General features: G+C 50.4%; 24 protein-coding genes and 5 tRNA genes. 20 read left to right on the top strand and 9 right to left on the bottom strand.

What is annotated here, in order from left to right; genetic code table 11:
• The first annotated feature begins 3 nt into the window (after positions 1 to 3).
• The 4 genes from GTQ55_RS07920 to GTQ55_RS07935 all read left to right on the top strand — a co-directional run bounded on the left by GTQ55_RS07920 (position 4) and on the right by GTQ55_RS07935 (position 2,369).
• The gene (locus GTQ55_RS07920; RefSeq protein WP_161858246.1) at positions 4 to 453 is read left to right on the top strand and encodes a hypothetical protein; all 450 of its coding nucleotides are present in this window, start codon (positions 4 to 6) and stop codon (positions 451 to 453) included.
• 100 nt (positions 454 to 553) lie between these two features.
• Complete coding sequence (locus GTQ55_RS07925; protein WP_161858247.1) at positions 554 to 1,024, top strand: GAF domain-containing protein; 471 nt, start codon at positions 554 to 556, stop codon at positions 1,022 to 1,024.
• A gap of 46 nt (positions 1,025 to 1,070) precedes the next feature.
• Entirely contained in the window at positions 1,071 to 1,817 is a 747-nt protein-coding gene (locus tag GTQ55_RS07930) for a spermidine synthase (RefSeq protein ID WP_161858248.1), read from the top strand.
• A 96-nt stretch (positions 1,818 to 1,913) separates the two neighbouring features.
• Positions 1,914 to 2,369: a hypothetical protein gene (locus GTQ55_RS07935; RefSeq protein WP_161858249.1), complete on the top strand. Its 456-nt coding sequence runs from the start codon at positions 1,914 to 1,916 to the stop codon at positions 2,367 to 2,369.
• Between the two features lie 12 nt (positions 2,370 to 2,381).
• Here the strand turns inward: GTQ55_RS07935 and GTQ55_RS07940 are convergent, their stop codons facing one another.
• Genes GTQ55_RS07940 through folD form a run of 3 tightly spaced genes read right to left on the bottom strand, consistent with a single transcriptional unit; the run spans position 2,382 to position 4,977 of the window.
• Complete coding sequence (locus tag GTQ55_RS07940; RefSeq protein ID WP_161858250.1) at positions 2,382 to 3,401, bottom strand: class I SAM-dependent methyltransferase; 1,020 nt, start codon at positions 3,399 to 3,401, stop codon at positions 2,382 to 2,384.
• A gap of 27 nt (positions 3,402 to 3,428) precedes the next feature.
• Positions 3,429 to 4,139 (bottom strand): 16S rRNA pseudouridine(516) synthase RsuA, encoded by a 711-nt coding sequence (gene rsuA / locus GTQ55_RS07945; RefSeq protein ID WP_237567883.1) that lies wholly within the window; start codon positions 4,137 to 4,139, stop codon positions 3,429 to 3,431.
• Positions 4,132 to 4,977: a bifunctional methylenetetrahydrofolate dehydrogenase/methenyltetrahydrofolate cyclohydrolase FolD gene (gene folD / locus GTQ55_RS07950; protein WP_161858251.1), complete on the bottom strand. Its 846-nt coding sequence runs from the start codon at positions 4,975 to 4,977 to the stop codon at positions 4,132 to 4,134. Before folD ends, rsuA begins: the two co-directional genes overlap by 8 nt.
• Positions 4,978 to 5,280: 303 nt before the next feature.
• Here folD and GTQ55_RS07955 point away from each other — a divergent pair.
• From GTQ55_RS07955 to GTQ55_RS08030, 16 genes are all read left to right on the top strand, one after another.
• Positions 5,281 to 5,357: transfer RNA gene (locus GTQ55_RS07955), tRNA-Pro, on the top strand.
• Positions 5,358 to 5,373: 16 nt separating this feature from the next.
• A tRNA-Arg gene (locus GTQ55_RS07960) sits at positions 5,374 to 5,450 on the top strand.
• 211 nt (positions 5,451 to 5,661) lie between these two features.
• A tRNA-His gene (locus tag GTQ55_RS07965) sits at positions 5,662 to 5,737 on the top strand.
• Between the two features lie 191 nt (positions 5,738 to 5,928).
• The gene (cysC, locus tag GTQ55_RS07970) at positions 5,929 to 6,552 is read left to right on the top strand and encodes an adenylyl-sulfate kinase (RefSeq protein WP_161858252.1); all 624 of its coding nucleotides are present in this window, start codon (positions 5,929 to 5,931) and stop codon (positions 6,550 to 6,552) included.
• Between the two features lie 439 nt (positions 6,553 to 6,991).
• On the top strand, positions 6,992 to 9,268 hold the full coding sequence (locus GTQ55_RS07975) for a DUF6351 family protein (protein ID WP_237567884.1): 2,277 nt from the start codon (positions 6,992 to 6,994) through the stop codon (positions 9,266 to 9,268).
• Positions 9,269 to 9,378: 110 nt separating this feature from the next.
• A tRNA-Val gene (locus GTQ55_RS07980) sits at positions 9,379 to 9,454 on the top strand.
• A gap of 25 nt (positions 9,455 to 9,479) precedes the next feature.
• Positions 9,480 to 9,556: transfer RNA gene (locus GTQ55_RS07985), tRNA-Asp, on the top strand.
• 131 nt (positions 9,557 to 9,687) lie between these two features.
• Positions 9,688 to 10,050 (top strand): MbcA/ParS/Xre antitoxin family protein, encoded by a 363-nt coding sequence (locus GTQ55_RS07990; protein ID WP_161858254.1) that lies wholly within the window; start codon positions 9,688 to 9,690, stop codon positions 10,048 to 10,050.
• Entirely contained in the window at positions 10,047 to 10,829 is a 783-nt protein-coding gene (locus tag GTQ55_RS07995) for an RES family NAD+ phosphorylase (RefSeq protein WP_161858255.1), read from the top strand. The genes GTQ55_RS07990 and GTQ55_RS07995 overlap by 4 nt, the downstream gene beginning before the upstream one ends.
• A complete protein-coding gene (locus GTQ55_RS08000) occupies positions 10,826 to 11,773 on the top strand; it encodes a 1-aminocyclopropane-1-carboxylate deaminase/D-cysteine desulfhydrase (RefSeq protein ID WP_161858256.1) in 948 nt (315 codons plus the stop codon). The genes GTQ55_RS07995 and GTQ55_RS08000 overlap by 4 nt, the downstream gene beginning before the upstream one ends.
• A gap of 245 nt (positions 11,774 to 12,018) precedes the next feature.
• Positions 12,019 to 12,888, top strand: a complete 870-nt coding sequence (locus GTQ55_RS08005) for an NAD(+) kinase (RefSeq protein WP_161858257.1) — start codon at positions 12,019 to 12,021, stop codon at positions 12,886 to 12,888.
• A gap of 88 nt (positions 12,889 to 12,976) precedes the next feature.
• Positions 12,977 to 13,927, top strand: a complete 951-nt coding sequence (locus tag GTQ55_RS08010; RefSeq protein WP_202620673.1) for a glycosyltransferase family 2 protein — start codon at positions 12,977 to 12,979, stop codon at positions 13,925 to 13,927.
• Between the two features lie 60 nt (positions 13,928 to 13,987).
• Positions 13,988 to 15,196, top strand: coding sequence for a sulfotransferase family protein (locus GTQ55_RS08015; RefSeq protein WP_161858258.1), 1,209 nt, complete (start codon positions 13,988 to 13,990; stop codon positions 15,194 to 15,196).
• Between the two features lie 247 nt (positions 15,197 to 15,443).
• Positions 15,444 to 16,607 carry a glycosyltransferase family protein gene (locus GTQ55_RS08020; protein ID WP_161858259.1) on the top strand — a complete coding sequence of 388 codons (1,164 nt, stop codon included), beginning with the start codon at positions 15,444 to 15,446 and terminating at the stop codon, positions 16,605 to 16,607.
• A gap of 115 nt (positions 16,608 to 16,722) precedes the next feature.
• On the top strand, positions 16,723 to 17,547 hold the full coding sequence (locus tag GTQ55_RS08025) for an FkbM family methyltransferase (RefSeq protein ID WP_161858260.1): 825 nt from the start codon (positions 16,723 to 16,725) through the stop codon (positions 17,545 to 17,547).
• Between the two features lie 85 nt (positions 17,548 to 17,632).
• Positions 17,633 to 18,475: an FkbM family methyltransferase gene (locus GTQ55_RS08030; protein WP_161858261.1), complete on the top strand. Its 843-nt coding sequence runs from the start codon at positions 17,633 to 17,635 to the stop codon at positions 18,473 to 18,475.
• A 206-nt stretch (positions 18,476 to 18,681) separates the two neighbouring features.
• Here the strand turns inward: GTQ55_RS08030 and GTQ55_RS08035 are convergent, their stop codons facing one another.
• From GTQ55_RS08035 to GTQ55_RS08060, 6 genes are all read right to left on the bottom strand, one after another.
• Positions 18,682 to 19,602 carry a sulfotransferase gene (locus tag GTQ55_RS08035; RefSeq protein WP_161858262.1) on the bottom strand — a complete coding sequence of 307 codons (921 nt, stop codon included), beginning with the start codon at positions 19,600 to 19,602 and terminating at the stop codon, positions 18,682 to 18,684.
• Positions 19,593 to 20,858 (bottom strand): glycosyltransferase family 4 protein, encoded by a 1,266-nt coding sequence (locus GTQ55_RS08040; RefSeq protein WP_161858263.1) that lies wholly within the window; start codon positions 20,856 to 20,858, stop codon positions 19,593 to 19,595. Before GTQ55_RS08040 ends, GTQ55_RS08035 begins: the two co-directional genes overlap by 10 nt.
• The gene (locus tag GTQ55_RS08045; RefSeq protein WP_161858264.1) at positions 20,842 to 22,158 is read right to left on the bottom strand and encodes a glycosyltransferase; all 1,317 of its coding nucleotides are present in this window, start codon (positions 22,156 to 22,158) and stop codon (positions 20,842 to 20,844) included. Before GTQ55_RS08045 ends, GTQ55_RS08040 begins: the two co-directional genes overlap by 17 nt.
• 33 nt (positions 22,159 to 22,191) lie before the next feature.
• Positions 22,192 to 22,914 carry an ABC transporter ATP-binding protein gene (locus tag GTQ55_RS08050; RefSeq protein ID WP_161858265.1) on the bottom strand — a complete coding sequence of 241 codons (723 nt, stop codon included), beginning with the start codon at positions 22,912 to 22,914 and terminating at the stop codon, positions 22,192 to 22,194.
• The gene (locus GTQ55_RS08055) at positions 22,914 to 23,702 is read right to left on the bottom strand and encodes an ABC transporter permease (RefSeq protein WP_161858266.1); all 789 of its coding nucleotides are present in this window, start codon (positions 23,700 to 23,702) and stop codon (positions 22,914 to 22,916) included. The genes GTQ55_RS08050 and GTQ55_RS08055 overlap by 1 nt, the downstream gene beginning before the upstream one ends.
• A 302-nt stretch (positions 23,703 to 24,004) precedes the next feature.
• The gene (locus tag GTQ55_RS08060) at positions 24,005 to 24,925 is read right to left on the bottom strand and encodes a glycosyltransferase family 2 protein (RefSeq protein WP_161858267.1); all 921 of its coding nucleotides are present in this window, start codon (positions 24,923 to 24,925) and stop codon (positions 24,005 to 24,007) included.
• Positions 24,926 to 25,134: the final 209 nt, after the last annotated feature.

The raw sequence follows: 25,134 nt of genomic DNA on the forward strand, positions 1-25,134 counted from the left end.
TGAATGCGTCAGTTTTCGATTTTGTTGATCTTTGTGGTGGCCTTTGGTGGCGCTGCTGTGCTGTATGAACAGGAAAGTCGCAAGGTTAAGGGGGTTCTGTCCCAGATTACCGACTTGCAGGCCAAGGTGGGTGATATGCAGGCAGAGATCAATCGGCTGAATGCCGAGCTTGAGACGGTGAAGATGGCCGAGCGCCGGCGTCCCAACCTCAACCGTATTGCTACTCGGGTTCTCAATAATGAGCCCGCTGCGACAGCCCCCGCCAAGGCTGCGCAGACACAGCAAGAGCGTCGAGGCCTGGTCGCCGGTGATGTGACGGCTGCGACGCCCGCGATTCGCGGCCGCGGCGATGCCGAGGAAGACGGGGAGTGGTCGAGGCCGACGGTGGACGCAGAAGCTTACGAGGCGCAACCCTCCGCGGAGGCGAGGCCAGTGACCGACCCGTATCAGTAAGTGGCGCATGTCACGTCACCGGTCGTCAGAAAACCAGCCATCAAGCCCGCTTTCCAGCGGGCTTTTGATTTTAAGTCAGTCCAAAAAGATAGTGCTAACCATGAATGTAACGTCTTTCTATGAATCCCTCTGCGCCCAGCTGGCTGGCCTGCTGACCGGCGAGCGCGACTGGCTCGCAAATACGGCGAATGCCAGCGCCTTGTTGTTCCTGGAGCTCGAAGACATCAACTGGGCGGGGTTCTATTTTCTTCACGGTAGTGAATTGCGCCTCGGTCCGTTTCAGGGAAAGCCCGCGTGTACACGAATCGAGGTAGGTGCCGGTGTGTGTGGTACCGCAGTCAGGACCGGGCAGTCCCAGCTGGTGGAGGATGTGCATCAGTTTCCGGGACATATTGCCTGTGATGCGGTCTCTGCGTCCGAAGTGGTGGTACCGCTCTACAACGGGGACCAATGTATCGGCGTGCTGGATATCGACAGCCCGCTCATTGCCCGCTTTACCGAGCAGGATCTTGCCGGCGTTGAGGCGTTTGCAAAAACGCTGCTTGAGAGCTCCGATCTGCCCAGCAGCTAAGGGTACCCGAATCGCGATGGACCTCTACGTATAATCTGGAGCAGGGATGGCGCTAGTCTGGCAAAAGCAGGTGGGTGATTCTCGCTACGAGGTGCGCAGCCATGGGGCCACAGTAAGGCTCTACAGCAATGGCGTCTTCCATTCTCAGTGGAACCCCGATGACCCTCTCAAGGGCTCGTTGTGGGAGCTGTTGCTCCTGCCTGTATTCTTTCGCCCGGTGCAGCAGGTTCGTCGTGTGCTTATTTTGGGCGTTGGTGGCGGTGCACTGATTCGCCTGTTGCAACGCTTTGTTGCGCCGGAAGTGATCGTGGGTGTGGATATCGACCGACATCATCTGACCGTGGCGCGTCGGTTTTTCGGTGTGCGTGATGCCGAACTGGTGTGTGGTGATGCGCGCGAATACGTCGCGGAGCTAGGTGCCGCTGACGGGGTTGAGCATTTTGACCTGATTGTGGATGACCTGTTTGGGCATTGTGGCGGTGTCGCGGAGCGTGCGATCGAAGCCGATATTCCATGGTGTGAGAGTCTGCTCAAGTTGCTCTCGCAAAATGGCCTCGTAGTCAGCAACTTTGGCAGCCGCAAGGAACTATTGGCCAGCGGATGGCGCTCGTCCGCAGTGCGTGCTCATCTGCAGGGTAGCTGGAGTGCCGAATTACCGGATTACGAGAACTGCATCGGCATTTTCAGCCGCCAACCTCTGTCACTGAGTGCATTGAATGACCGGGCACCCGCGGCGATCAGTCCCGTTAGCACGCGCCGTAGACTGGATGCGCGCCTGCGGCCGTTGCGCTAGTCGCGGTAAATGGCTGGAAGGTCAAAATTCGGTTGGCGTGCTATTGATCCCTGTGCCTATACTGGAATTAGGCGGTTATTTTCCCGGGAATAGTTGATGCGGTACAAGACCTTGGAAGATGTGATTCAGGAGGGAAGGGAATTTCATCTGAAGTTGAGCAGGCAGTACGAAGAATTCGAACTGCTCTCGGCAAATGAGCGGGCAAGATTGTTGCTTGACCAGCTCAAGCGGCGAGAAGTGTCCATGACCCACACGCTGGAAAACTTTCGCGAAGATATTGGCGAGGGTGCCCTGCGAACCTGGGTACAGTTTGCCCCTGAGGGCCGCGAGCCCGAATTGCTACAGCGGCTGAGGAATACGAACATTACGGATCTGGATGCCATTGGCAAAGTGGCCATGGATATCGAGGTGTACCTCGCTGACCAGTACCGGGATCTGTTGATGATTGCTGATACGCCCTCGGCCAGGCATGCGCTGGAGCGGCTACTGGAGCTGGAGCAGCTCGAAGAGCATACGTTGTCAATGAACCTGTTTAATTTACGGGATTACTGATGTGAGCTCGAGTTAGCTTTTCTGCAGTCGGTAAATACAGAAACCCTGGGTTTCTTCCAGGGTTTCAATTATCGCGAACCTTCCCTGTGCCTTTCTGGCGACGGGGATAAATTCATTGACCACAAACAAGGCTGTTCCGCCAGAGCGCAGGATGCGCGCCGCTTGCTGTAAAAAGCGGTCGGTGAGATCACCTTCTACCTGAAACCCCTGATGAAATGGTGGGTTGCACACCAGAAAGTCAGCGCTGCCGCTTTCAATTTCCGAGCCCACATCCCCGGCGATTACCTCACCCTGAATATCCTGTGCCGCGAAGTTTTTTTCGCAGGCATGCAGCGCAGCGGCATTGTTGTCTGTGGCGATGAACCGGAAATGGTCATAGGTGGCAAGTTGGGTGCTGAGGTAGCCGTAGCCGCAGCCGAGGTCCACAACAGACGCGCCGGCGTTGGGGTGGTGGTCGGTAAAATGGCGGGCCAGTAGGGCGCTTCCAGTATCGACTTTATTCCAGCCGAACTGGCCAGGTTTACTGAATAGCCCTTCGAGTGCCGCGGGTTGTTGCAGCAGCGTATAGCCACTGTCTTGCAGCGGTTCCCCGAGGTTGCTTTCTGGGGGGAGGAGCAGGCTGCCGAGATAGTCCTGGCCGTCCTTCAGCAGGTTTTTTTCCGTGCCCAGATATTTTGCCGCTTTAACGGCGTAGGTTTTTATACCGCTGTTTTTCCGCCCCAGGAGAAAAAGCTCTCCCTCGGGCAGCAGCACGTTTGGGGCGCTGTTGATCACGTGGTGTGTGATAGCCTTTTCCTTTGAGACCGGAAAAACAATGCGCCGGTAGCGTGTTTCGAGGGCGGCAAAGTCGAAATCGTTGAACGTTGCGCGCTTTACCGAGTGCTCGGCCAGTTGCGCGATATCCCAGCGATTTGTCAGCAGGTCGCCGCCAAAGGAAAAGCCCTGTTCAAGCAGTGAGCGACTGTTTTCGTCAGCGATCCAGAGCGTATGTTCCGGATCCTGTTCCAGCAGTTGGCTGAGGAGAATGGCCATGGGGCTCCGTACGTGAATGCGCTCCGGCTATGCGATGGAGGCAATTTCTGCTTCAGACAACGGGCGGTACATACCTTCGGGTAAGTCTTCGTCCAGGGTGATGGTGCCGATACTTTCCCGGTGCAACTCCAGTACTCGGTTCCCCAGTGCGGCGAACATCCGTTTTACCTGATGGTAGCGGCCTTCGCTGATGGTGATGCGCACTTCATTGCGATAGAGGATTTCCAGCTTTGCCGGTTTGGTGCGCTTTTTTTCATTATTCAGCCAGACACCCTTTTTGAACTTGTCGATCGCGCTGTCATCAAGAGGGTCGGCGAGGTGGGCGTAGTAGGTTTTTTCACAGTGATGGCGTGGTGATGTGATCCGATGGGACCACTGGCCATCATCGGTTACCAGCACCAGCCCGGTGGTGTCGATATCGAGACGCCCGGCAATATGAAGCTTGTGCTTATTCGGCTCATCCAGCAGGTCAAGTACTGTCGGGTGCTCGCCATCCTTGGTTGCGCAAACGTAGCCGAGTGGCTTGTTCAGCATAAAGTAGCGGGGGCCGGCCTCATTCAGCGGTTCGCCGTCCAGGCACAGTTCGTCAGTCTCACAGACCTTGCTGGATGGGTCGGTCACCGCCATACCATTGACGGTGATCCGTTCCTGGCGCGCCGCGCGTTTCACTTCCGCGCGAGACAGGTCGGTGACCTGGCTGATCGCCTTGTCCAGGCGCAGGGGTTTACTGTCAGCCAATCTTCTTCTCACCAGAGTCCACTGACTGATAGATCAGGGTGTTGATGGTCATCGGGCCGACGCCGCCGGGTACCGGCGTGTAGGCAGAAGCGCGGTCTTTCAGCGGGCCGAGCTCGATATCGCCGACCCCGCCAGGGTGGTAGCCGGCATCCACGACAACCGCGCCGTCCTTGATCCACTCCGCCTTTATAAACTCCGGGCGGCCTACCGCTCCGACCACAATGTCGGCGCGGCGAATATGCTCATCCAGGCCCTTGGTGCGCGAGTGACAGATGGTCACGGTAGCATTGGCATTCAGTAGCATGGCGGCCATGGGCTTGCCGAGAATCGGGCTACGACCGACAACTACCGCATGTTTACCGGCAAGTTCAATTTCGTAGGCTTCAAGCAGGCGCATGATGCCCTTAGGGGTGGCACAGCCGTAAGCTTCCTCGCCCATTGCCATGCGGCCAAAACCGAGGCAGGTCACACCGTCGACGTCCTTTTCCAGGGCGATAGCATCGAAGCAGGCGCGCTCGTCGATCTGCTCCGGCACAGGGTGCTGTAAAAGAATGCCGTGTACATTGGGGCTGGCGTTCAGCTCTTCGATCTTGGCCAGCAGTTGTTCGGTGGTCGTAGAGGACGGCAGTTCAACCTGAAGGGAGTCCATGCCAATACGGCGGCAGGCGTTGCCTTTCATCTTTACATAGGTTGCAGAGGCAGGGTCGTCACCGACGAGAATGGTGGCGAGGATTGGCGTCTGGCCACCGCTCTTTTCTTTCAGTGCGGCAACGCGGGCAGACAGTTCTTCTTCGGTTTTCTGGGCAAGGGCCTTGCCGTCCAGAACCAGTGCAGACATAGCGATTTCTCAACCTGAACAGGGAGCGCAATAGCGACAGCTTGCGGGCGCTCGTGGGAGTTGGTGGTAGAAGCTTAATTTAGGCGCGGCATTTTCGCACAACCGGCGAACATTTTCCCTATTCAGTCACTCTTTAGTCATACATTCGTAACTTCTCCTCCGCTGTTCAGGTGCCCGGGAATATCAATTGTTGGCGAAAGGCTAAACTACTTTAAAAAAGAATGGCTTAGCGGCGTTGACACCCTCGGGGGGCGCAAGTAATATGCGCGCTCTCGAACGGGGGCTACCCCCGCGAAAGAACATCGGGGCATAGCGCAGTCTGGTAGCGCGCCTGCTTTGGGAGCAGGATGTCGGGGGTTCGAATCCCTCTGCCCCGACCAATTACCGGGTTTTCTTGCGCCCGTAGCTCAGCTGGATAGAGCATCCGCCTTCTAAGCGGATGGTCGCAGGTTCGAGTCCTGCCGGGCGTGCCATTATTTGATGGTGGCTGCGAGCTTGGCAGACTTGTGAGAGTCCTTTGCCAGCTGCTGATCGCAGGACTATTCCGACCCATCGGCTAGCTGATGGGCATCGAAACGCTCGTAAAGCGGTGCTTTGCAACAGGCGTTTCGGCCCTGCCAGGCCTTGTGCCAAGCAGGTGATTTCGTTGTGTTGCCACAAGACACAACCTAAAGCGCTACTATGGTGGCCGTAGCTCAGTTGGTAGAGCACAGGATTGTGGCTCCTGAGGTCGCGGGTTCGATCCCCGTCGGCCACCCCATATTTGACCTTTTGGTCCCGTGAACCCGGCTTTATGCCGGGTTTTTTGGTTTTACGGCTTTATTCTTCTATGTGTTGCCTTTACCTGCACAGGGGCGATCAAGGATAATGCGCGCCAGTTTTTGCGATTTCGGCATAGGATTTGCCGGATTTAATCAATTGCCAACTGTTATCTGTAAATAGGGGAATAAAGTGACGGAAGTAGTCGAGCGTAAGGCAACCAATGTTCATTGGCACGGCGGGGAAGTAACCCGTGGTGACCGTGCTGCAATGCTGGGTCATAAAGGTGTGACCTTGTGGTTTACCGGCCTATCCGGCTCCGGCAAGAGCACTGTAGCGGTTGCCGTAGAGAAGGCGCTGGCTGCGCGCGGTGTTCTGAGCTATCGCTTGGACGGCGACAATATCCGTCTCGGCATCAACTCAAACCTCGGTTTCTCGGCGGAAGATCGCCAGGAAAACATCCGTCGTGTCGGTGAGATCTCCAAGCTGTTTGCCGATACCGGTGTTGTCGTATTGAGCAGCTTTATCAGCCCCTATTCAGAAGATCGTGCCTTGGTGCGCAAGATTCACGAAGAAGGTGACCTGCCGTTCATGGAAGTGTTTATCGACTGCTCCCTGGAAGCGGCGGAAGAGCGCGACCCGAAAGGCCTGTACAAAAAGGCACGCGCTGGTGAAATTCGCGGCTTTACCGGCATTGATGACCCCTATGAAGCACCGGTTAATGCCGAGCTCCACCTGCGCACCGACGAGATGAGCCTGGAAGAAGAAGTCGAGGCTGTCATCAAGTCCCTGCAAGAGCGCGGCATTATCATTTGATGCCTGCGCAGGACATCCCTTGAGCTCAATCCTTAGGCTAAAGGAAGCTTGGTGGGAATGTTCTGCGATATGTAGCTACCGGGGCAAATAATTACTTATTTGCCCCGGAGTTGCCCTTTCTGTTCCGCTCGCTTAGCGGTTGCCAACGTCCAGATCTTGCCCGCCGGCTCCCGCCGAATTTTCTTCGAGTTTACTCCCCCGCCAACTCCCCGACGCTTTTCACGGCGCCACATATACTGTTGCTGTGTCGGCACGATTTGAATAAATGCGTGGCACAGGGAATAAATGGTGCACGGAGGCGACTATGGCTTGGAGCGCACGGAATCTCTCTGCTCGGTTCAGTACCCGGCGGATAGTAACGGGAGTGGTAGCTTCATTTTTCATTCTGCTTGGATTGGGTGGCTGGTATGCCTATGAAAAGCTACCAAGGGTTCCAGGTGTGCCCAAGGCACCAGTGGTCGGCGTGCCAGATGGTGCGTTGTCGCATGCGCCGAAGCCCGCTTATGCCGGTGCGCACCCGCGGAAAAGTGGTCGCCCGGCCGAATACTTTCCTTTTCCTATTGCCATTGGCGAAACCGGGCCGGTTGAGACGCTTTTTGCCGGGCCTTCTACTTATCCGTTTCTGTGCGGTGAAAACTCTGTAACGGACGCACAGCCGCTGGTTGATAACCATAATGGCGAAGGCGTACCGGTATTTTCTTTAAATGAAGAAGGGAAGAAAACCGACGAGATTATTGGATACAGCCGTGATTGCAGCCATAGCACAGCCGTATCTTATTATTACCGCAGCACGCTCGACGGGCAGTTCCATCCACTGGAAAACGCGCAAAGCGATATTGATAAGGTAACCGTCAACGGCAAAACCACGGACTTTGTGGTTCGCCTGGAAACGGGCACCATCAACCGCTTTTTCTATGCCATTGCCGCACTGCGTGGGGAAGGGGAGACCGCGGACAGGCCTAATACCAGCAACTGGAATAAGCGCCTTATTTATCAGTTTCGCGGTGGCGTGGGTGTCGGTCGCCGCCAGGGCAATATGGGCAGAAAGTCGATCATTGATCGCCGCGCAGACCAACTGGCGCGAGGCTACGCTGTGGTGTACTCAACCGCTAACCAGACGAGTAACCACTACAATATCTGGTTGGCCGAAGACACAGCCCGCCGCCTGAAAAAGCAATTTGCTGCACTTTACTCCGAGCCGCTGTATACCGTTGGTATTGGCGGCTCCGGTGGGGCAATTCAGCAATACTTGCTGGCCCAGAATGCGCCAGGTGTGCTGGACGCTGCGCTGCCACTATACTCCTACCCGGATATGGTAAGTCAGACAATCTACGTGTTTGATTGTGAGCCCCTGGAATACTATTTCGACGTGGTCGCCGCGGAAGATCCCCGCTGGCGCGATGTATCCGAGCGCCAGGCCATTATCGGGCTGGCTACCAAGAAAGAGTTTGATCACCGCTTTAAAGTTCTGGAAAACGCTGCAGCCCTGTTTGATGGGCGCTATCGCGCCACCGCCAATGGTGCGTCGGAATGCGTGCAGGGTTGGCGCGGCCTGGTCCCGCTGGTAAATAATCCAAATTTCGTACACTTCAGCAAAAGCTTCGCAGACCCCGTCGCTGAGAATACCCACTGGTCCCACTGGGAAGATTTACGGGATTTTTACGGCGCCGGTGAAACTGGTTACGCCAACAGCGCGTGGGATAATCAGGGTGTTCAGTACGGCCTTAACGCGCTCAAGCAGGGCCAGATCAGTGTGGATGAGTTCCTGCGCCTCAATGCGACCATCGGTGGCTGGAAAGACCCGACAGAGCAGGGTGGTGAAAAGCTGTGGTTCATGAATGGTGAGCTCTTCCCAATGGAGCTCTCCGTTTGGAGCGAGCAAAACATGAACCTTGGAAGCCTGGATAACCCCGCGCCGAGAAGCATCGCCAGCGTTGAGGCCATCGAGGGGATCTACCGATCCGGGCACGTTTTTCTTGGCGATGTAGAGATACCGATTCTTGACGTGCGGCATTACCTGGAGGGCGAACTGGACATGCACCACAGCCTCGCCTCTTTCTCCAGTAGGGAGCGTATTCGCCGGGCTAGAGGGCACTCGGATAATCAACTGATCTGGATGAGCCACAAGAGCTACAACCCCATCGATGAAGCGTTGGATATCATCGATCACTGGATGCAAAAAATTATCGAGCACCCCGAGCTGGGGGTTGCTGGCAACAAGCCCGTGGAGGCCACTGACCGCTGCTTTGACAAGGACGGTAATGTACTGGCCGCGGGGCCGAGTGTCTGGGACGGCAGCTGGAATCACAAGCCCGCCGGTGCCTGTATGCAGCAGTACCCGATTTATAGTACGCCGCGGCAGGTGGCCGGCGCGCCGATCACCGGCGACGTATTCAAGTGTGCGCTGCAACCGGTTGAGCGGGCGCTTGCCAAAGATGCCTACGGTGCGGCTACCGCCGCTGTTGTTGAGCGGATAGAGGATATGCACAGAATTTTTCCGGAGGGCGTGTGCAACTACAGCGTGCCGGGTATGGGGCGTCCTAAAGATCGCCTTTTCCGCAATGGTGGTGACGTCATAATTGCCGGGCATCTGGTGAGCACGGATTATCGAACGATACCGGGCGAAATGGCGCAGGAATCTAAAACTGCGGATGAGGACATCCAGCCGACACCAGTATCTGTCGAGGATCCGGAAGCCTCCGAAAATAATTTGTAATTTTTGGCGCCTTTTTTGTTGACACTAAATCGCAGTCCGGTATTATGCGCCTCGCTCTCGGGGGACAAGCCCAGAGCAAAACGGAAATCTTCTGCGGAAGTTACCGAATTGGGTGGTTAGCTCAGTTGGTAGAGCGGCGCCCTTACAAGGCGTAGGTCACAGGTTCGACCCCTGTACCACCCACCACTTCCTGCGGGAAGTGCACTACCGCGGACCGGTAGTTCAGTTGGTTAGAATGCCGGCCTGTCACGCCGGAGGTCGCGGGTTCGAGTCCCGTCCGGTCCGCCAGATACAAAAAAGGCCCTGTTCGAAAGAACAGGGCCTTTTTTGTATCTGGAAACCCCTCCCGAGCTTGCAAAATGTCCCAAATCTGATTATTTTTAGGTCATATGTCCCCTTGAGGCTATTCAGGAGGCCAAATGGCAAATCCCGTCCGAACTCCGCAACCCTCCGAAGACCAGGTCTTGCTGGAGGCGACCCTCAATACCGCCAACCATCTGGGGCTGAAAAAGAAAGAGCTCAGCGAAATCATCCACCTGGATGACCGCACACTGCGGCGCCGAAGTGGTCTCACTCCGACGAGCGCCGAAGGGCAGCTGGCTCTGCTGCTGGTGCGGGCCTATCGTTCCGCTTTCGTACTGATGGGGGGGGCGGAGGGCGCCAAGACCTGGTTCGCCACGGCCAACCGCGCACTGAATGGTATTCCCAAAGAGCTCGCCTGTCGCATCGATGGACTGGTGCGGATCGTCACCTACCTGGACGCGATGCGGGGCAAGGTGTGATCGATTTGCGCGACAGAATCCGCGCAACCTCCACGCGCCTGATCGGCCGCCTGTACCGCATTATCGAATCCCAGGAAGAGGTCGCCACGAGAAGCCTGGTAGACAGCCTGCAGAAGCAGGAAGTCTTGGAAAACCTGCTGGAGCAGAGCAAGCCCGCGCGACTGCCTGGCAGCGAAGATCTGCACTACCTGCTGGCTACTCCATTTCGCTACCCACCGTTGCCCTGGGGCTCCCGCTTCGGAGGTACCGCGGAAAGCGGTATCTTCTACGGCAGTAAAACCATCACTACGGTACTTTCTGAAGCCGCCTACTATCGACTCCTGTTTCTTGGTGATATGGAAGTGTCACCGGCAGCGGCGGTCACCAGCTACCACCAGGTGTTTTCAGCCAAATACTGCGCAGACCCGGGGGTGCGGTTGCAAAGTGAGTCGTGGCAACAGCACTGGCCACACCTGACGCATCCGTCCGAATACACTTTCTGCCAACAACTGGGTACCCAGCTGCGGGAATGTGGCATTCGCGGGGTGGAATCCCCGTCCGCTCGGGCACTGAATGCTGGCATCTCACAGCTGCCGGTGAGCGGTGGCGAGGGCATCAATGTGGCCCTGTTTGACCCGGAAGCGCTGCTTCGCCGGCCACCCACTATCGAGGCCGAAGTAACAGCCGAATCCTCAAGGGACAGCGTCTCCTTTCTGGTGAAGTCCGGAAATGGCGTCGATAGCGTCAGCTTTCAGAAAGACCTTTTCCTTTCCTCAGGAGAACTTCCGCTCCCCGCATGATTCGATACCTCACAGAGCTCAGCCTCGAACACTTCACCGAGGCCGCCAGAAATGTTCCTTATCAGCAGATTCAGTCAGGCCTGTTTTTTGGCGCCGACGTGTGGATCCGCCGCGACGACCTTATCGACCCGCTCCTCTCCGGCAATAAGGCCTACAAATTGATCTATAACCTGCTGGAAGCGAGAAAGCAGGGCAAAGACACCATCGTCACTTGCGGTGGTGCCTGGTCAAACCATATACACGCAACTGCCGCCGCGGGGCAGCGCTTTGGCTTTAAAACCGTCGGTATTATTCGCGGCGAGCGACCAGCAAAGCTCAGCGCCATGCTGCAGGATTCAGAACGCTTCGGTATGGAATTGCGGTTTGTGGACCGCTCCCTATATCGAGAGCGCCATCAGAAAGGTTTCCTTGAAAGAGTAGATATGTGCCTGTTAGACAGCTGGTTCATACCTGAAGGGGGGGCAAACCTCGAGGGCGGGAGAGGAGTCCAGCTATTAGGGAAAATAATCGGGGAGGCCAGCCCAATTGGATTCGATGAATGTTGGTGTCCATGTGGAACCGGGCTGACACTCGGGGCTCTTACCTCCAGCCTTCCTTCATCAACTCAGCCTGTTGGTGTTCCTGTCCTCAAGGCGGAAGAAAGTATTTTGGCAATTGTGAAAGAGTGGGGCTCGTCTGGAGGGGAGATCAAACCTCCAATGCTAATCAGCGATGCCCAACACGGTGGCTATGGAAAACGCAGTGAGCAACTCGATGCCTTCCAGGCCAGATTTGAAGCCCTAGCCGGATTCGGTCTTGATCACGTCTACACAGCTAAATTGGCCTTTGCGTTAGAGGCCAGATTAAAGGGCGAGAGCAAGGTCTACCACGGGGATCACAAAACCAGAGTCTTGTTGCTGCATACCGGAGGCCTCCAGGGGCGCCGGGGTCTTTACGGCGCATAGTGGACTTTTGCGCCATTCGGTTTTAGTTCTCCTCGAATTGTGTGATATTTGGCCTAGCTTTGCCGTGTTAGCCAAGGGTTCGACTCGCCCTATGGGGTCAGGCATAATCAATAGTCAATTTGTAAGATGTTCTCTAATTTGTCGATCAGTATCGAGTTCGAGAAGGGATAAAAATGGACAATCCCGCGACAAATTAAAAGCGATCGAAACTGCACTAGCCCATATTCGGGCACCTTGGAGGAGTGGTGTCGGAATTTCAGAATATCGGCCTGATTGGTCGTACAGAGAGCGATAGCGCAGTCCTCTCGCTAAAGCGTTTAATGGCCTTCTTGGAGCGAGAGGGTTACTCTGTAGTCTTAGAGAAAAATACCGCAAACGACGTCACAAATCACAAGGCAAGGGTTTCCAGTAAGGATAAACTCGGCGAACTCTGCGACCTCGTTATCGTCGTGGGCGGCGACGGGAGTCTTCTCGCTGCCGCTCGTGCACTCGCAAAATTCAGCGTCCCTCTACTGGGGATCAACCGGGGCCGCCTCGGATTCCTCACAGATATTACTCCCGATGAAATCGAACAGAAAGTAGGAGAAGTACTTTCTGGTAAATACATGGCGGAAAGCCGTTTTTTGTTGGATATGTCCGTTACCCGCGATGGCAAACCCATTGGGAAGGGTTCATCCCTTAATGATGTGGTCATTCATCCGGGTGAATTTATCCGCATGATAGAGTTTGACCTTTTTATCGACGGTCAATTCGTATACACCCTCCGCTCTGATGGTTTGATTATTTCTACGCCAACTGGCTCTACGGCGTACGCGCTTTCTGGCGGTGGACCTATAATGCATCCAAAGCTTGACGCAATTGTGGTCGTACCCCTGAATCCGCACACACTAAGTAGTCGCCCGATCGTAGTGGAAGGAAGCAGTGAGTTTAAAGTTGTAATTAGTGAGCACAATGTAGCCAACCCATACGTGACATGTGATGGACATGATCAGGTGGTGACTCAACCTGGCGATGTAGTGAGAATTCACAAAAAGCCCCACCGATTAACGCTGATTCATCCTATTGACCACAATTTTTATGAGACCTGTCGGTCCAAGCTGGGCTGGGTTGGTTGAGCGTAAAAGGTGCAATTTTCGAAGGTTGACCAGTTCACAGTGGTTAGCGTCCGCGGGTAAAAAAATTTGATTATGACAGGCTTTAAAATTGAGTGCAGATGCCGCAAAGAAAAATGATCAAAAAAGCGTAGCCATTTTAATGGCTACCTGTAATGGAGAGCGCTTTTTGTCTGAGCAATTAGACTCTTTAGCATCCCAAACAGTTACTAAATTAGATTTGTGGATCTCAGATGATGGTTCTAAAGATCGTACAAAAGTAATTCTAGAGGAGGCTGCTCGAAACTGGAAAAAAGGAAAGGTGAGAATTTCAGAAGGCCCCAAGCAAGGGTTTGTTGAAAATTTTCGATCTTTGATGATCGACCCCAGTATTGATGCAGATTTTTACGCTTTTAGTGATCAGGATGATATTTGGGATGAAGATAAACTGGCTGTAGCGACAGAATGGCTATCTGCGCAGCCTGACACTATTCCAGCGCTATACTGCAGTAGAACGAGAACGGTATCTGAGAATGGCGTAACGATTGGGTACTCTCCGCTATTCAAGAAAGTGCCGAGTTTTAGAAATGCGATTGTGCAAAGTATTGCGGGTGCAAATACTATGGTAATGAATCGCGCTGCTCGTGATGTGATTGCGCGGGCATCACAAAATTCAACCTTTGTCAGTCATGACTGGTGGTGTTATTTGATAGTCTCCGGAGTCGGGGGGCGAGTATTCTATTCACCTGAAGCAAAGATTGGTTATCGGCAGCATCAGAACAATTTGGTTGGCGAAAACCGCTCTTTGAAGGCGAAATATAATCGTTTGAAAAGGTTGATTGGCGGTGGTTTCCAGGGGTGGAACAGACTAAACCTGGAAAACCTGGAAAAATGCAAGCATCTATTATCCGAAGATGCCTACAGCACGCTTGCGATGGTCCGAAATTGTCAGGGTACTTGTGTGCATCATAGGTTGCTCAGTTTGTTGCGATCTGGCGTTTATCGACAAACGGGAATCGATCAGGCGGCATTGATATTTGCCTGTGCAATTAGAGGCTTATAGCCTGAAGGTGAAGCAGCTTCGCGCTTTGGCTGGCGCGGATTAGGAGTAAAGGTGTGGAAATTGACTCAAACAGCAGCAGAATACCTTCCATTGAAATCAGACAAGGTTGAAAAACAGACTCAGCAGCGGACAGCAATCGTTGTATTGGGAATGCATCGGTCGGGTACTAGTGCCTGGACGCGGTGCTTGAGTTTGCTTGGTGCAGAGTTGCCGCAACATGTGTTCGGTGTGGGCGCAGGAAATGAAACCGGGCACTGGGAAGCTGAGCGGCTCGTTGACCTGAATAATCGGCTACTTGAGGCCTGCGGTAGTCGGTGGGATGATTGGCGAGCAATTGACTTCTCTCTTCTGTCGCCGCCTGTATACGAGCAGTATCTCTCAGAGATAAAGGAAACAATTTTAGAAGAGTACGAAGGAGCTAAACTACTGCTTTTGAAAGATCCGCGAATTTGTAGACTCGCTGATATTTATAGTGAGGCTCTGAAGTCGCTGGATATCGAAGTCAGGTTCCTGATTCCGTATCGTGATCCTCTGTCGGTCGTCGAGTCTTTAGGTCGACGAGATAAAATGGCAGAGCAGTTCGCCGCAGCTTTGTGGTTGAGGCATGTACTTGATGCTCTTCGCTTAACCGAAGGGATGACTCGAGTGATCGTATCGTATGAGCGATTGTTGTCGGATTGGCGCCAAAGCATTGGGGTAGTTGGAAATCAGCTTGGTGTTAATCTTCGGGTAGCTGATATATCGAAAGAAAGAGAGCTCGAAAATTTTCTGTCTCCTACTTTGCGGCATCACAACTCTTCAATTTCCAAGTTAGTCCATCCGCCAAAATTAATGCAGTGGTCGGCGGAGGTATACAGTGCATTAAGTCAGTGCGAAGGTGGTTTTAGTGTTTCCTGTGCTGATAATGTCCTGTCGTCTGTTCGTAAGCAGTTTGATGAGGTTTCGGGCGTGATGGGGGGGGCGGTGTTCCCCGAACTGAGCGCGAGAGAAAGTAAATACAGTCAGCAAATCCAGGACCAGATAAATTGTAACATTGGACTGCGAGAACAGTTACTTGGCAGGGAATCCGATATTGAGAGTTTGCTTGATGAGAAAGTTACTGTTGAGCGAGAGCTTTCGGATTACCGCAGTCGTTTGGAAACGATAGCCAAAGATAATGAAAGTCTTAGAGACCGGCTGCTCATCCTGGAGGGGTCAAAATTTAACCGGTTAACAAGGAAGGTTAAAAGCGTAGTACGAAGTGCCATGGGAAAGGCGTATCAACGTTAATGTAAAATTTTGAAGGTAATAATAAAAATTAAGGTGAGCTGATCGCTATGGATATTAATTAAAAGACCTGACCGAAACTAGATTTTCACCAAAGCTTTGGGGATGTGAATAATATTCAGTCTAAAAGCGTTCAACCGCCAACGAGGTTAAATTCAATCGTGTTTATTGGTCAGTTGTGGAATTTCGATATTGAGCCTGTCCTCTTTTTTAATAGCAGAGGATAAATATTATTTTTTTGGGGGGTGAAATGGGATTAATGGAGCGAGTGGCCCGCTTTGCGGGTGCTTCAAGCGGGCAATTGAGGCGTCTGAGTCGGCGTAAGCCGAAGGTCGCCATTGTCCAGTTTGAGGGAGTTCACGAGGAGGTGATTCCTTCGGTGGCGAGGGCCTTGGCGCGGTGTGGTGTTGACTGTGACATTTACGTTAATGCTTGTGTATTGGAGCGCCGAGGTGACTTGCTCGGCAGCATCCCTGAAACAAAAGGAAAAGTCCGGTATCCCGAAATTAATCGAAAGGAAGACTGGGAAAAACTGCAAGCTGATGTTCTAAGCGCAGGATATGATGCGCTTTTCCTCAATACACTTCAACGAGATGGTGTCGCAGACTGGGCGTCGAGGACCGGACTTCCAATCTTGGGTATTATCCATAATCCTAAACTGTTCCTTTCTTCGCCTAAGTGCGTTTCTCTATTGGAGTCCGGGAGCACGTCGGTATTCTCGCTGGCGCCTCACGTTACTGCATGGATGCTGGATCACTCTCCTGAATTATTCGCTAAAGCGGGTACACTATCGCTAAACTACTGGGATATGCATGAGGGAGCGACATTTAAAGCTCGTGAAGGGTCTCCACGCCGAATTGTCATTCCGGGCTCTGTGAATTTTGCAAACCGTGATTATCTTTCTGTGATAGAAGCTATACCACAGTTAATTACAGAAGCCACGGAAGATTTTGAAATAGGTATATTAGGCGGTGGTCCAGACAGAACTAAGTTGGAAAAAATTGTCACAGAAGCCGGTTGCGCTGCGCATGTGCGCTTTGCCACCAAAGATCCAGTGTCTGGTTTCGTTGATAATGCCACATATTTTTCTGAATTGGCGCTTGCGGATTTTGTCCTGCCAATGCTCCCTGAGCAGCGCACCGACTATAGGACCTTCAAGATAACGTCTGCGGTTCCTACGTCTGTGGCCTTCCGCATACCGGCGATTTTGGACAGCTGGACTGCTGCCGTATACGGAGCACCATGTGTTACGTATCGCGGTGAGGCCTTTTTAGACGGCCTGCGGCGAGCTGTGGTCATGGAAAGAGCTGATTTGGGGGTATTGCGGGAAAAGCTTGGTCACTTCCGAACTACGACTGAAAACCAATCTTTTGAAGAAATGAGACGTGGGCTTTCACAATTGTCTATTATTTGAGTCGACGTTTCAGCTTTCATTTTTTTATATGGCTATCAGGTAAGGGGGTTAAAACCGGAAGTGGTTTTTTGAAATGTGGTTTCTATAGTCGACATACTATTACAAGGATGAAATCATGGATAAGTGTGCGATCAAGAGCTGTGCAGATAATTTTCTTCAAAGTTTAGGTGTAGCCTATAACGAGCTTGGAACGTTTAGTTATGGAGAGCGATTCCAGGATATATTCGCCCTTGTAGTCGGGTTGGCCACGAGAGAATGCTATTTCGTAGATTTCGGTGGAATGCATCCTTATAACCGGAACAATACATACTTACTCGAGAGGGTGGGTTGGAGGGGTATCCTTGCCGAGCCTAATCCTGCATTTAGTCAAGACCTTTTGAGCCATCGCAATTGTCAAATTGAAATGGTCGCAGTTGATGTTACTCCTCGGTTATCGACACTTCATATCCCTATGGGAAAACGGGCTCGCGCTACACTTGATGTTATAGAAGATATTCCGGTAAGTAAGGTACAGGTACAGGTTATCTCATTGGATGAGCTTATGCTTCGGGCCGGTGATCCACCTGTTATCGGATTTTTTTCGATAGATGTTGAAGGTGGCGAGTGGGATATAATTCGCAATTTTCCCAATGTTTTTAATAAAGCTCTGAGTATTTGCGTTGAGTGGGGTGAAAAAAGGGAGGAAATATATGAATTTCTTACCGCACTTGGGTTTGAAAGGGTTCTATCTGAGCTGAGTGGTGTTGATGACTGGTATGTTAAAGGGTGTATTTTAGAAAAGTTTTCAACCCGGGGAGACCTTTATGAGAAAGAGATTAAAAAATTAGCTGAGATCTTAAGTTCAGAAGCTTTACCTGATCCAGGGTTTTCTAAGGAAAGTAGGAATGAGCAGATTTCCGTGTTTTCGAGCATAGCCTTATCGCAAGCTGTGCTTGATTGATGCCCTTCAGGAGAGGCAGTATAAGATTTTAGTTCGGTTAAAATCGGTTCAAAAACCTTACATATAATAAAAATGAGACACCGTCATGATGAGATCTCAATTTTTTTTCCTAGGGAAAAAGCTAACCTTTTTTGTTGGAAATCCAGATGATGCGATTCAAAAGCAACATCTAAAAGGGACGCTTTTTGACCATGTTGAGCTGTTGAAGATGGCACGCTATATCAGTGACGGTGACTTGATTCTGGATGTCGGCACGAATGTGGGTAATCATGCGGTCTATTTTTCCAGATTTTTCCCATCGTCAAAGGTTATGGTATTTGAGCCAAATCCAGATGCGATTAGAATTCTCGAGAAAAACTTGGATGCTAACGGTTGTTCTAATGTTGACCGAAGTGGGATTGGTATAGGCCTTTCAGATAAGGAGGCCGGCGCAATGAGTTGGCGAGGTGGGGATAATAACCTGGGCGGCTCTCGCGTGATTCCGACAGTAAATCTGAACGAGATTCCTGAAAAGCGCAGGAAAAATTTTTCTCATATAAGTTTAATGCGCGGAGATTCTCTTGTTGAGGGTGATAAAGTAGGTTTTATAAAAATAGATGTAGAGGGTCATGAAATTCTGGTTTTGTCGGGGCTGGAGAGAACAGTAGCTAACTCGCGACCGACTTTGTTCGTAGAGGTTGATAAATCTAACGATGAAAGATTTAAGTCTTGGCTTGTTGCTAACGGTTACCATGTAGTTTGGGTTGATAATCACTATAAAAAGGTTACCAATTACCTATGCGTGCCAAATTCAGAAAAATTCAAGTGGCGAGCTCTTCATGAATGGGGGCTCAAGCTTCGCTTGATGCAGCATAGGCTGGAGCGATGCCTTTTTAACGCAAGATTCAGCGTTAAAAAGTGGATTGATAGCTACAAATTGAACGCGTAAATTAATAGATTTTTCTAAAAATAGAGCACCACATAGATTGTAAGTCTATGTTCGGTGCTTTTTTTTCAAACCGCGTCGGACAATGGGACTATTTATAATAAAAGGTGGAAATACTGATCACAAGTAAACTAGTGGATCGGTTTTAGTCACTTGAGTTAGTGTCTCCAATCATAACTTTCTAGTGAATAGAGTTAACGGACTTCTATTCAGGCTTTATAGCTTTCTGGAATTTGTATGCCAAGTTGCTCGAGTTTTTTTAGCTCTGGGCGAACTGCCTCCCTCAAACGTTCGTATAAGGCCGGCGGTAATGTAAGGTCGATAGACGGGTTTGATTTCTTGTGTGTATTCACGTGAGTGTAAGTGTGCTGCTTGATCTCCAAGAATTCTTCAATTTCTCGTACCGAACTTTCAAAGTTTTCGATGAAGCTTTCAAAAGGAATTATTTTTAGTTCATTTGAAGAAAGATTTCCTTTTAATTGCTGAGCTATATCTCCGTAGCGACTATGAGAGGATATACCAGTTTCAGTGAGCTTAGCCTCAAGGTCTTTAAGGCTAAAGTTCTCTAGCTCGTGTTTTCGCCCGGAATGAATCAGGTCAAACTTAATGTGGGACCATAGTCGAGCGACGGGGTGGCGTAATACATAAATAACCCGGAGTTTCGGGGCTAGTCTTTTTACGTGATCCCAACCTCGTGGTGAGAGCAGGGCATGATAATTGCTGAAGTCACACGCGTACCGATCGCCTACGTCCGCAAATACACTTTCGAACCATGCGTCGTTTACTGGTGAAGTTAAATATTTATCTGAATACCATCTTACGATATCTCTTAACTCCTCCGGATCCTTTAATTTTGCGTATCGATTGTGCATTACCATGGATAGGCGATGGCGTCGAAAATCGGTCGACAGAATTGTATGTTTTCTAGTGAGGTTACTAGAGATTGTATTGAAAAGGGTGGGGGATAACGGTTTTTGTAACTTTCTCGAAAGTCCATTGGTATGGGCGAAATAGTGGAGCTCCTTTTCCGGTGTGAAATACAGATCGGGATGTTTTTGAAATACATTGTACAAAAACGTGGTTCCTGCTTTCATCGCTCCTACAGATAAAAACAGCTTACTTACTGGCATTCCGGGACCTCAATTCTTTTGCTTACTTTTGTGTCTAGTAGTTTCATCAGGGTTTGGTTTAATTGATCGCCCTGATCTTGGATCAATGAAATATGCCTGGTCTCTCGAACTATTGGAAGTTCGTAATCCAGAATATTGGTTATGGCTTTTTTCAGGTACGAATGGTCTGAGGACAGGGGTATTACCGTAGCGTTGACGCCATCAATGCAGTCCTCAGATAGGCCGCCTGCATCACTCGCAATTACCCAGACACCGCGAATCATCGCTTCACGCACTGTTAGGCCAAAGCTTTCCTTCCACTGGGATGGGAACAATAGAACATCAATTTCGGAGAAAAACTCATCCATGCTTTCTTGTGTGTATGGAGGGACAAAAGTAACTTTCCCCGGAATTTTCCAAGTCGGATCATGCTTCCAGGTTTCATTTCTGGCTGCACCTGCATCGACGACCTTTAGCTCATAGTTGCTAGCTTCTATTTCGTTGAAAGCTTTGTGTATAAGCATCGCGCCTTTTATTGGACCTGGGCCTCCAACGAAGCCAAATCGCACACCGGTGTATTCTGGTCTTTTACTTCGATTGAAGTCAGTTTTCGGAGGTTTTACACCATTTTTATTTACCAGACATTTCTCAGCGGGAAAGCCGTTTAGTAGGTGCAAGTTTCGATGGAAGTTGCTGGGGAAAAGCAGTAGGTCTGATGATTTCAGTGCGCTATGCAATATTTTGGTTCGGCGACGTGTTATCGCCAAGTCATCAACGCAATGGCGGCATACATCAGGGTTTATGGTTTCCTGATGGCAATAGCGCCCCATACTGTTGATCATAAATTGCCGTTCACACAGCCACCAGCAATCATGGACGGTTGTGACGAGCGGGATTTTTCTCGATTTGACTTCTTCGAGACAAGTGGCACCCATATTCTGTACGCAATGCATGTGTACGACGTCTGGCTTTACCCTATCGAGTATCTGTCCGAAAATTTCGTCGAAACGCTCATTGTGCCAGCTATCTGCTGCGTTAATTCTGTGCTCAGGAATCTTGACTCCGATTACATCAATGCCGAGGGTCGAGTAACGGCGCATCGAATAATATGGAAGTGCGGGGTCATCTACGTTTGCTACCACAACGACGTCCCAGTCATGGGTGTTCTTAAGCTCCAGCGCCATGTTTTCTGCAACGACAGTTGCCCCTCCAAATGAGGTAGGAGAGAAAAATATATTTCCGATCAGTACCCGTTTTTTTTTAGCAACGGCGTCCATATATCATATCCTTGATTGCTTCTGGGAGGCTGCCGGTAATTTCCCGGGTTCCAAGTGTCTCGCTGACTGACTGTTGTGCGTTTTTCCCCAATTTTTCCCTAAGGTCAGAGCTATTCAGTAAGAGTTTGATTTTTCGGTACCACTCATCACTATCCGTTGCTAGATAGCCATTTTCCCCGTCTTTGATAACGTTGCAGAAGTCGCCAACCGATGACGCTACTGTAGGGATGCCGGCCAAGGAGGCCTCCATAAAGCGAATTGCACTTTTACAGTCATTAAAGTCGTCGATCACTAGTGGTACAATATTAATATCTGCACGTGCCAGAGTTTTGATATATTGGCTGTAATCGCTAAAACCGGTTTCGGTTATTCTGTCCTCAAGCTCCCCGAAAGAGTCGGGCAGTATCAAGTGTCCAATAATTGATAGGTGTGCTTCAGGGTGCTCCTTGAGAACTTTAAACAGAGTGCTTTCTACAGTACGGAAGTCTGCTTCATGCGCTCTTGACCCGGAAGCATATACGATCGATATTTTACCATTCGGTATATGAGAACCCTCGGTATTTGCGCGCTCCAGACCTTGTCGTGCTGCGGCAATGGTTTCCTGGTCTATCGCATTTCGCCAGATAACAGCCTGCTTAGTGGATAGAGTCCTTACTTCTTCGGCGAGCTTTGGTGTGCTTAGAATTGCTACGTCGCACTTCACTAGGGCTTTTCTGTAAAGTTCAGTGGACTCGAGTAGTACGTCCTTTTCGTGGGAGGATAGATAATCGAGGTTCCTATTTTCCTGGTAAATCCTTTTTGAAAATATGGGATCGTCAATATCGTATGCGGTAGGAATTGATAGCCTGTCGCATTCCCTCAAGTAAGAGTCTAATAGAGCTCCATCCTGTACTCGATAAAAAATTACAAATGTCGCCATTTGAAGCATATTCATTGAGCGCGGAACATCTTCCCAGTGTGCATAGTTTGCATGCACACCCATTTGTTCCAGAGCCTCCATCTTTTGTACTACACGATATTTCCTGCATTGAGGTAGGTTTAAGTCAGCAATTAGTACTACAAGCGGCGTCCGGAAAAGTTTTTTCGGCGGGCGGCTGGGCTTTTCAACGCGCTCCTGTGCGGGGAACAAGGTGAATGCTTTATGGTAGCCGGCGCCCGCGAGGAAGCTGCCAAATTTCAGGTGTCGGTCGGTGAGTTGCTTTGCTTTTTGTCTAAGTTTAAAGGAAATTGCCCACAAAAAGCGGTGCGCCCCATAAAGCTTATAGTACTGCCATCCGCGCTGTAATACTTTTCGTATCATGGGGATTCCTAGTGTGCCTGTGCGAAAGTTAAATTAGTCAAGTAATTCTTCAGCAGTTCCGGTTGCTACAACTTTTCCTTCCTCCAGGCAGATGACTTTGTTGCAAACGGTTTTAAGTAACTTGTGGTTATGAGATGCCAGAACAATTATTCCGGCCTTTTCCGCAAGATCGCTCATTCTATCTTTAGCCTTTTGTTGAAAGGCTGGATCTCCGGCACCGATCCATTCGTCCATCAGGAGGATTTCTGGCTCAAGGCAGGTGGCGACGGAAAATGCCAGTCTAGCAGCCATGCCTTGGCTGTATGACTTAAATGGTAAGTCAATAAAGCCACCCAGCTCGCTGAAATCGATGATCTCATCCATCCGGGATTCAATTTCTTTGGGACTCCAACCGTTGATCAGTCCTCGCAGGAAAATATTGCGCCTTCCCGTTGCCTCTTGTCTAAACCCAAGGTTGATATTAAAAAGCGCATCTACTTTGCCTGATACTGAAAGCTCTCCCTCACTGGGCTCATAGATGCCGTATAACACTTTAAGGAGGGTGGTTTTCCCGGCGCCATTGCTGCCTATTAAACCAAGTCTGTCTCCGGAATTGAGCTCAAAATTTACTCCTTCCAGAGCTTTCACCATTCGTTTTCGTCCAGTTGCCGAAATCTTACCGCCAGTTGGAGAAGGTTTGCGGTAATTGGGGGCAAGACTAATCTTCTGGCGAATGTTGTAGGTAAGTCCAATGTTTTTAGCTTTAATTGAAATCATCAGAGAACGTGAATGACCTTTTTTCGCAGCGCCCCTAAAAGCAGGAGAGCAAATAACCAGAGTACTAGGCCAACTGAAGCGCAGAATGTAAATGGAAAGAGCTGAAACTCACCGGTAATTATCGGTTGACGCACGATTTCGAGCGCGTAAGTGAAAGGGTTTAGATCATATAGAGTCTGCCTGAGACCGCCGCTGTTTGCAGGGTGCCAAAAAATGGGCGTCAGAAACATTCCAATCCGCATTGCGTTGCTAACAATAAATTGTGAATCGGGAAAAAAAGCTCCGAGGAAGGCCATGCAGATAATTATGGCTGGCGCTATTAAGAGCAGAAGCGCTATGCCTACCGCTGAGTAGAGCCATCCAATTGAAAGGCTGGCTCCGGTTATCGCAAGGATGGCAACACAGCCCACTGTGGTAAAACCAAGTCTGATAGTAGATTGCATCATCAACCTGAAGGCATAGGTTGAAAGGGGCAGTGTGGTCCCCTTAAGAAAACCTTCTTCCCTGGCAAATAGGGTTACGCTCAAACTGATAATCTCGCTGACAAAGAACCAAACTAGAAGCCCTAGAGAAACATAGGATTGAAAATTTGGAATCCCTTGTCCTCGCTCAAATATAACGATAAATGTAAATGCGAAAGCAAGATAATTCAGCAGTAGCCAGAGGGGGCCAAGTGACGTGCGTTTATGTTGATCGCTAATATCTTCACTTGCGAGTGCAACCCAGACATTTTTTAGTTTTATTGCGGCTCGGACATCCGCGAACGCTGTGTGAAGGGTCTTGATCATTGAAGTCTCGTGTGATGCTTTACTTCTGGTACACGGGCTATAAAACTAATTTGACCCAATACGAATTTATTGGGCACTAAGTATGGACCCTCATGTTAAAAAAATGACTCTGGCAGGGGCTGTGTGCGTCAGGATGAATTTGCCGACATTTTTTGTTGGGTATTGTCAGATATTTTGCCAATTTGGGGTGAATTTGCAACACCTCAGGCTCAAACGTGAAAATAAAGAGTTTAGTTCTTGACATTCATTTAGGGGTCAAGATTGGCTTGCCCGAAAATTACTGCGCACCTCTGATTCTTGACTCAGCGAGAGTTTTTTACTGGGCATCGTCCAAGAGCTCCATCTTTAATCCCCTGAGCCGCAAGCCTCAAAGATTGCCATCTTTGCCCTGGCGCAAAAATACACAAAGACGCCAAAATCAACAGCTTCGTAAGTTCGGCACTGAACCACTTGAGTGGGACGTGCGGCTTGCGTGCGAGCAGGAGGCTGTTGCGGAACATGAAGTAATAGCGAAATGGTTTGTGTTTCGGTAATAGTCTCCAGCGACCCAGCCAAATTCGATATGTCTGTTCGCCCAGTCTATGGGACATATGGGCATCGCGTACTCCGTATAACCTGTAATTACGTGAGCGGGCTCGAAGGCACCACTCAGTATCAACATGATCTATAAACAGTTCTTCATCCATTGGCCCAATTTTCCGAAATGCATCTGCATCAATGAGAGTGCCTGAAGAAATTAAAAATTCAGTTTCTACGAACGTACTATTTTGAAGTTCTGTTAATGGAACTCTGCCGAGATAGAACCAGGAAGTTCTTACAAATGGTGAGGCGACAGAATTTCCATCTATTTTGTATTGAGGTCCAACCGCAGCTGTTTTTTGCTGAAGGTTAAGGCGGAATAGGGAGCGGGATAGAATGGTTACGGAATCGCCTTCCATGACGCTGTCTTGGTCGAGTAGAAGTATTTGATCTGCACCTTGATCGACGGCCTTTTTAATTCCTGTATTTTGTGCCGCCCCCAGGCCTCGATTTTCGGGTAGGGAAACCAGGTCGCACTCCGGGTAATTTTTAATCAGAGAGCGCAGGCTATCAAAATTTTCTGAATTGTTATCGACAACTGTTATCGATTGGACCTGGTGACGGAGGCTCAGGATAGATTTGGCAAGTAACTTCGTATCAGGATGGTATGTGACAACAACGACGTGTATCTGGGTGTTACTCATTTGCCTTCGATACCTATTGGCGAGTGCCTTTCGTTCGTCTTGGAGACGCCTTTAATGATGCGAAGTAAGCCCCAATCATCAGTGGAACGAAGGGATGCGAAGCTACCAAACATCCTGGTGACTAATGGTTTCTCTGCAGTCACTTCTTGTTTCTGAGCTATCTGCAAATGACTGTTGATTCACAAAGTAACCAGGTAAAAGTTGTGTGT

The sequence above is a fragment of the Microbulbifer hydrolyticus genome (assembly GCF_009931115.1).
GTDB classification, from domain to species: Bacteria; Pseudomonadota; Gammaproteobacteria; order Pseudomonadales; family Cellvibrionaceae; genus Microbulbifer; species Microbulbifer hydrolyticus.

What these genes read in the sequence shown, in the direction of transcription:
- GTQ55_RS08025 (WP_161858260.1), top strand. Translation starts at nt 16,723, where the DNA reads ATGGATAAGTGTGCGATCAAGAGCTGTGCAGATAATTTTCTTCAAAGT.
- GTQ55_RS08045 (WP_161858264.1), bottom strand. Translation starts at nt 22,158, where the DNA reads ATGATACGAAAAGTATTACAGCGCGGATGGCAGTACTATAAGCTTTAT.
- GTQ55_RS08050 (WP_161858265.1), bottom strand. Translation starts at nt 22,914, where the DNA reads ATGATTTCAATTAAAGCTAAAAACATTGGACTTACCTACAACATTCGC.
- GTQ55_RS08020 (WP_161858259.1), top strand. Translation starts at nt 15,444, where the DNA reads ATGGGATTAATGGAGCGAGTGGCCCGCTTTGCGGGTGCTTCAAGCGGG.
- GTQ55_RS08030 (WP_161858261.1), top strand. Translation starts at nt 17,633, where the DNA reads ATGATGAGATCTCAATTTTTTTTCCTAGGGAAAAAGCTAACCTTTTTT.
- GTQ55_RS07930 (WP_161858248.1), top strand. Translation starts at nt 1,071, where the DNA reads ATGGCGCTAGTCTGGCAAAAGCAGGTGGGTGATTCTCGCTACGAGGTG.
- folD (WP_161858251.1), bottom strand. Translation starts at nt 4,977, where the DNA reads ATGTCTGCACTGGTTCTGGACGGCAAGGCCCTTGCCCAGAAAACCGAA.
- GTQ55_RS08040 (WP_161858263.1), bottom strand. Translation starts at nt 20,858, where the DNA reads ATGGACGCCGTTGCTAAAAAAAAACGGGTACTGATCGGAAATATATTT.
- GTQ55_RS07925 (WP_161858247.1), top strand. Translation starts at nt 554, where the DNA reads ATGAATGTAACGTCTTTCTATGAATCCCTCTGCGCCCAGCTGGCTGGC.
- GTQ55_RS07990 (WP_161858254.1), top strand. Translation starts at nt 9,688, where the DNA reads ATGGCAAATCCCGTCCGAACTCCGCAACCCTCCGAAGACCAGGTCTTG.
- GTQ55_RS08055 (WP_161858266.1), bottom strand. Translation starts at nt 23,702, where the DNA reads ATGATCAAGACCCTTCACACAGCGTTCGCGGATGTCCGAGCCGCAATA.
- GTQ55_RS08035 (WP_161858262.1), bottom strand. Translation starts at nt 19,602, where the DNA reads ATGCCAGTAAGTAAGCTGTTTTTATCTGTAGGAGCGATGAAAGCAGGA.
- GTQ55_RS07935 (WP_161858249.1), top strand. Translation starts at nt 1,914, where the DNA reads ATGCGGTACAAGACCTTGGAAGATGTGATTCAGGAGGGAAGGGAATTT.
- GTQ55_RS08000 (WP_161858256.1), top strand. Translation starts at nt 10,826, where the DNA reads ATGATTCGATACCTCACAGAGCTCAGCCTCGAACACTTCACCGAGGCC.
- GTQ55_RS07940 (WP_161858250.1), bottom strand. Translation starts at nt 3,401, where the DNA reads ATGGCCATTCTCCTCAGCCAACTGCTGGAACAGGATCCGGAACATACG.
- GTQ55_RS08060 (WP_161858267.1), bottom strand. Translation starts at nt 24,925, where the DNA reads ATGAGTAACACCCAGATACACGTCGTTGTTGTCACATACCATCCTGAT.
- GTQ55_RS07920 (WP_161858246.1), top strand. Translation starts at nt 4, where the DNA reads ATGCGTCAGTTTTCGATTTTGTTGATCTTTGTGGTGGCCTTTGGTGGC.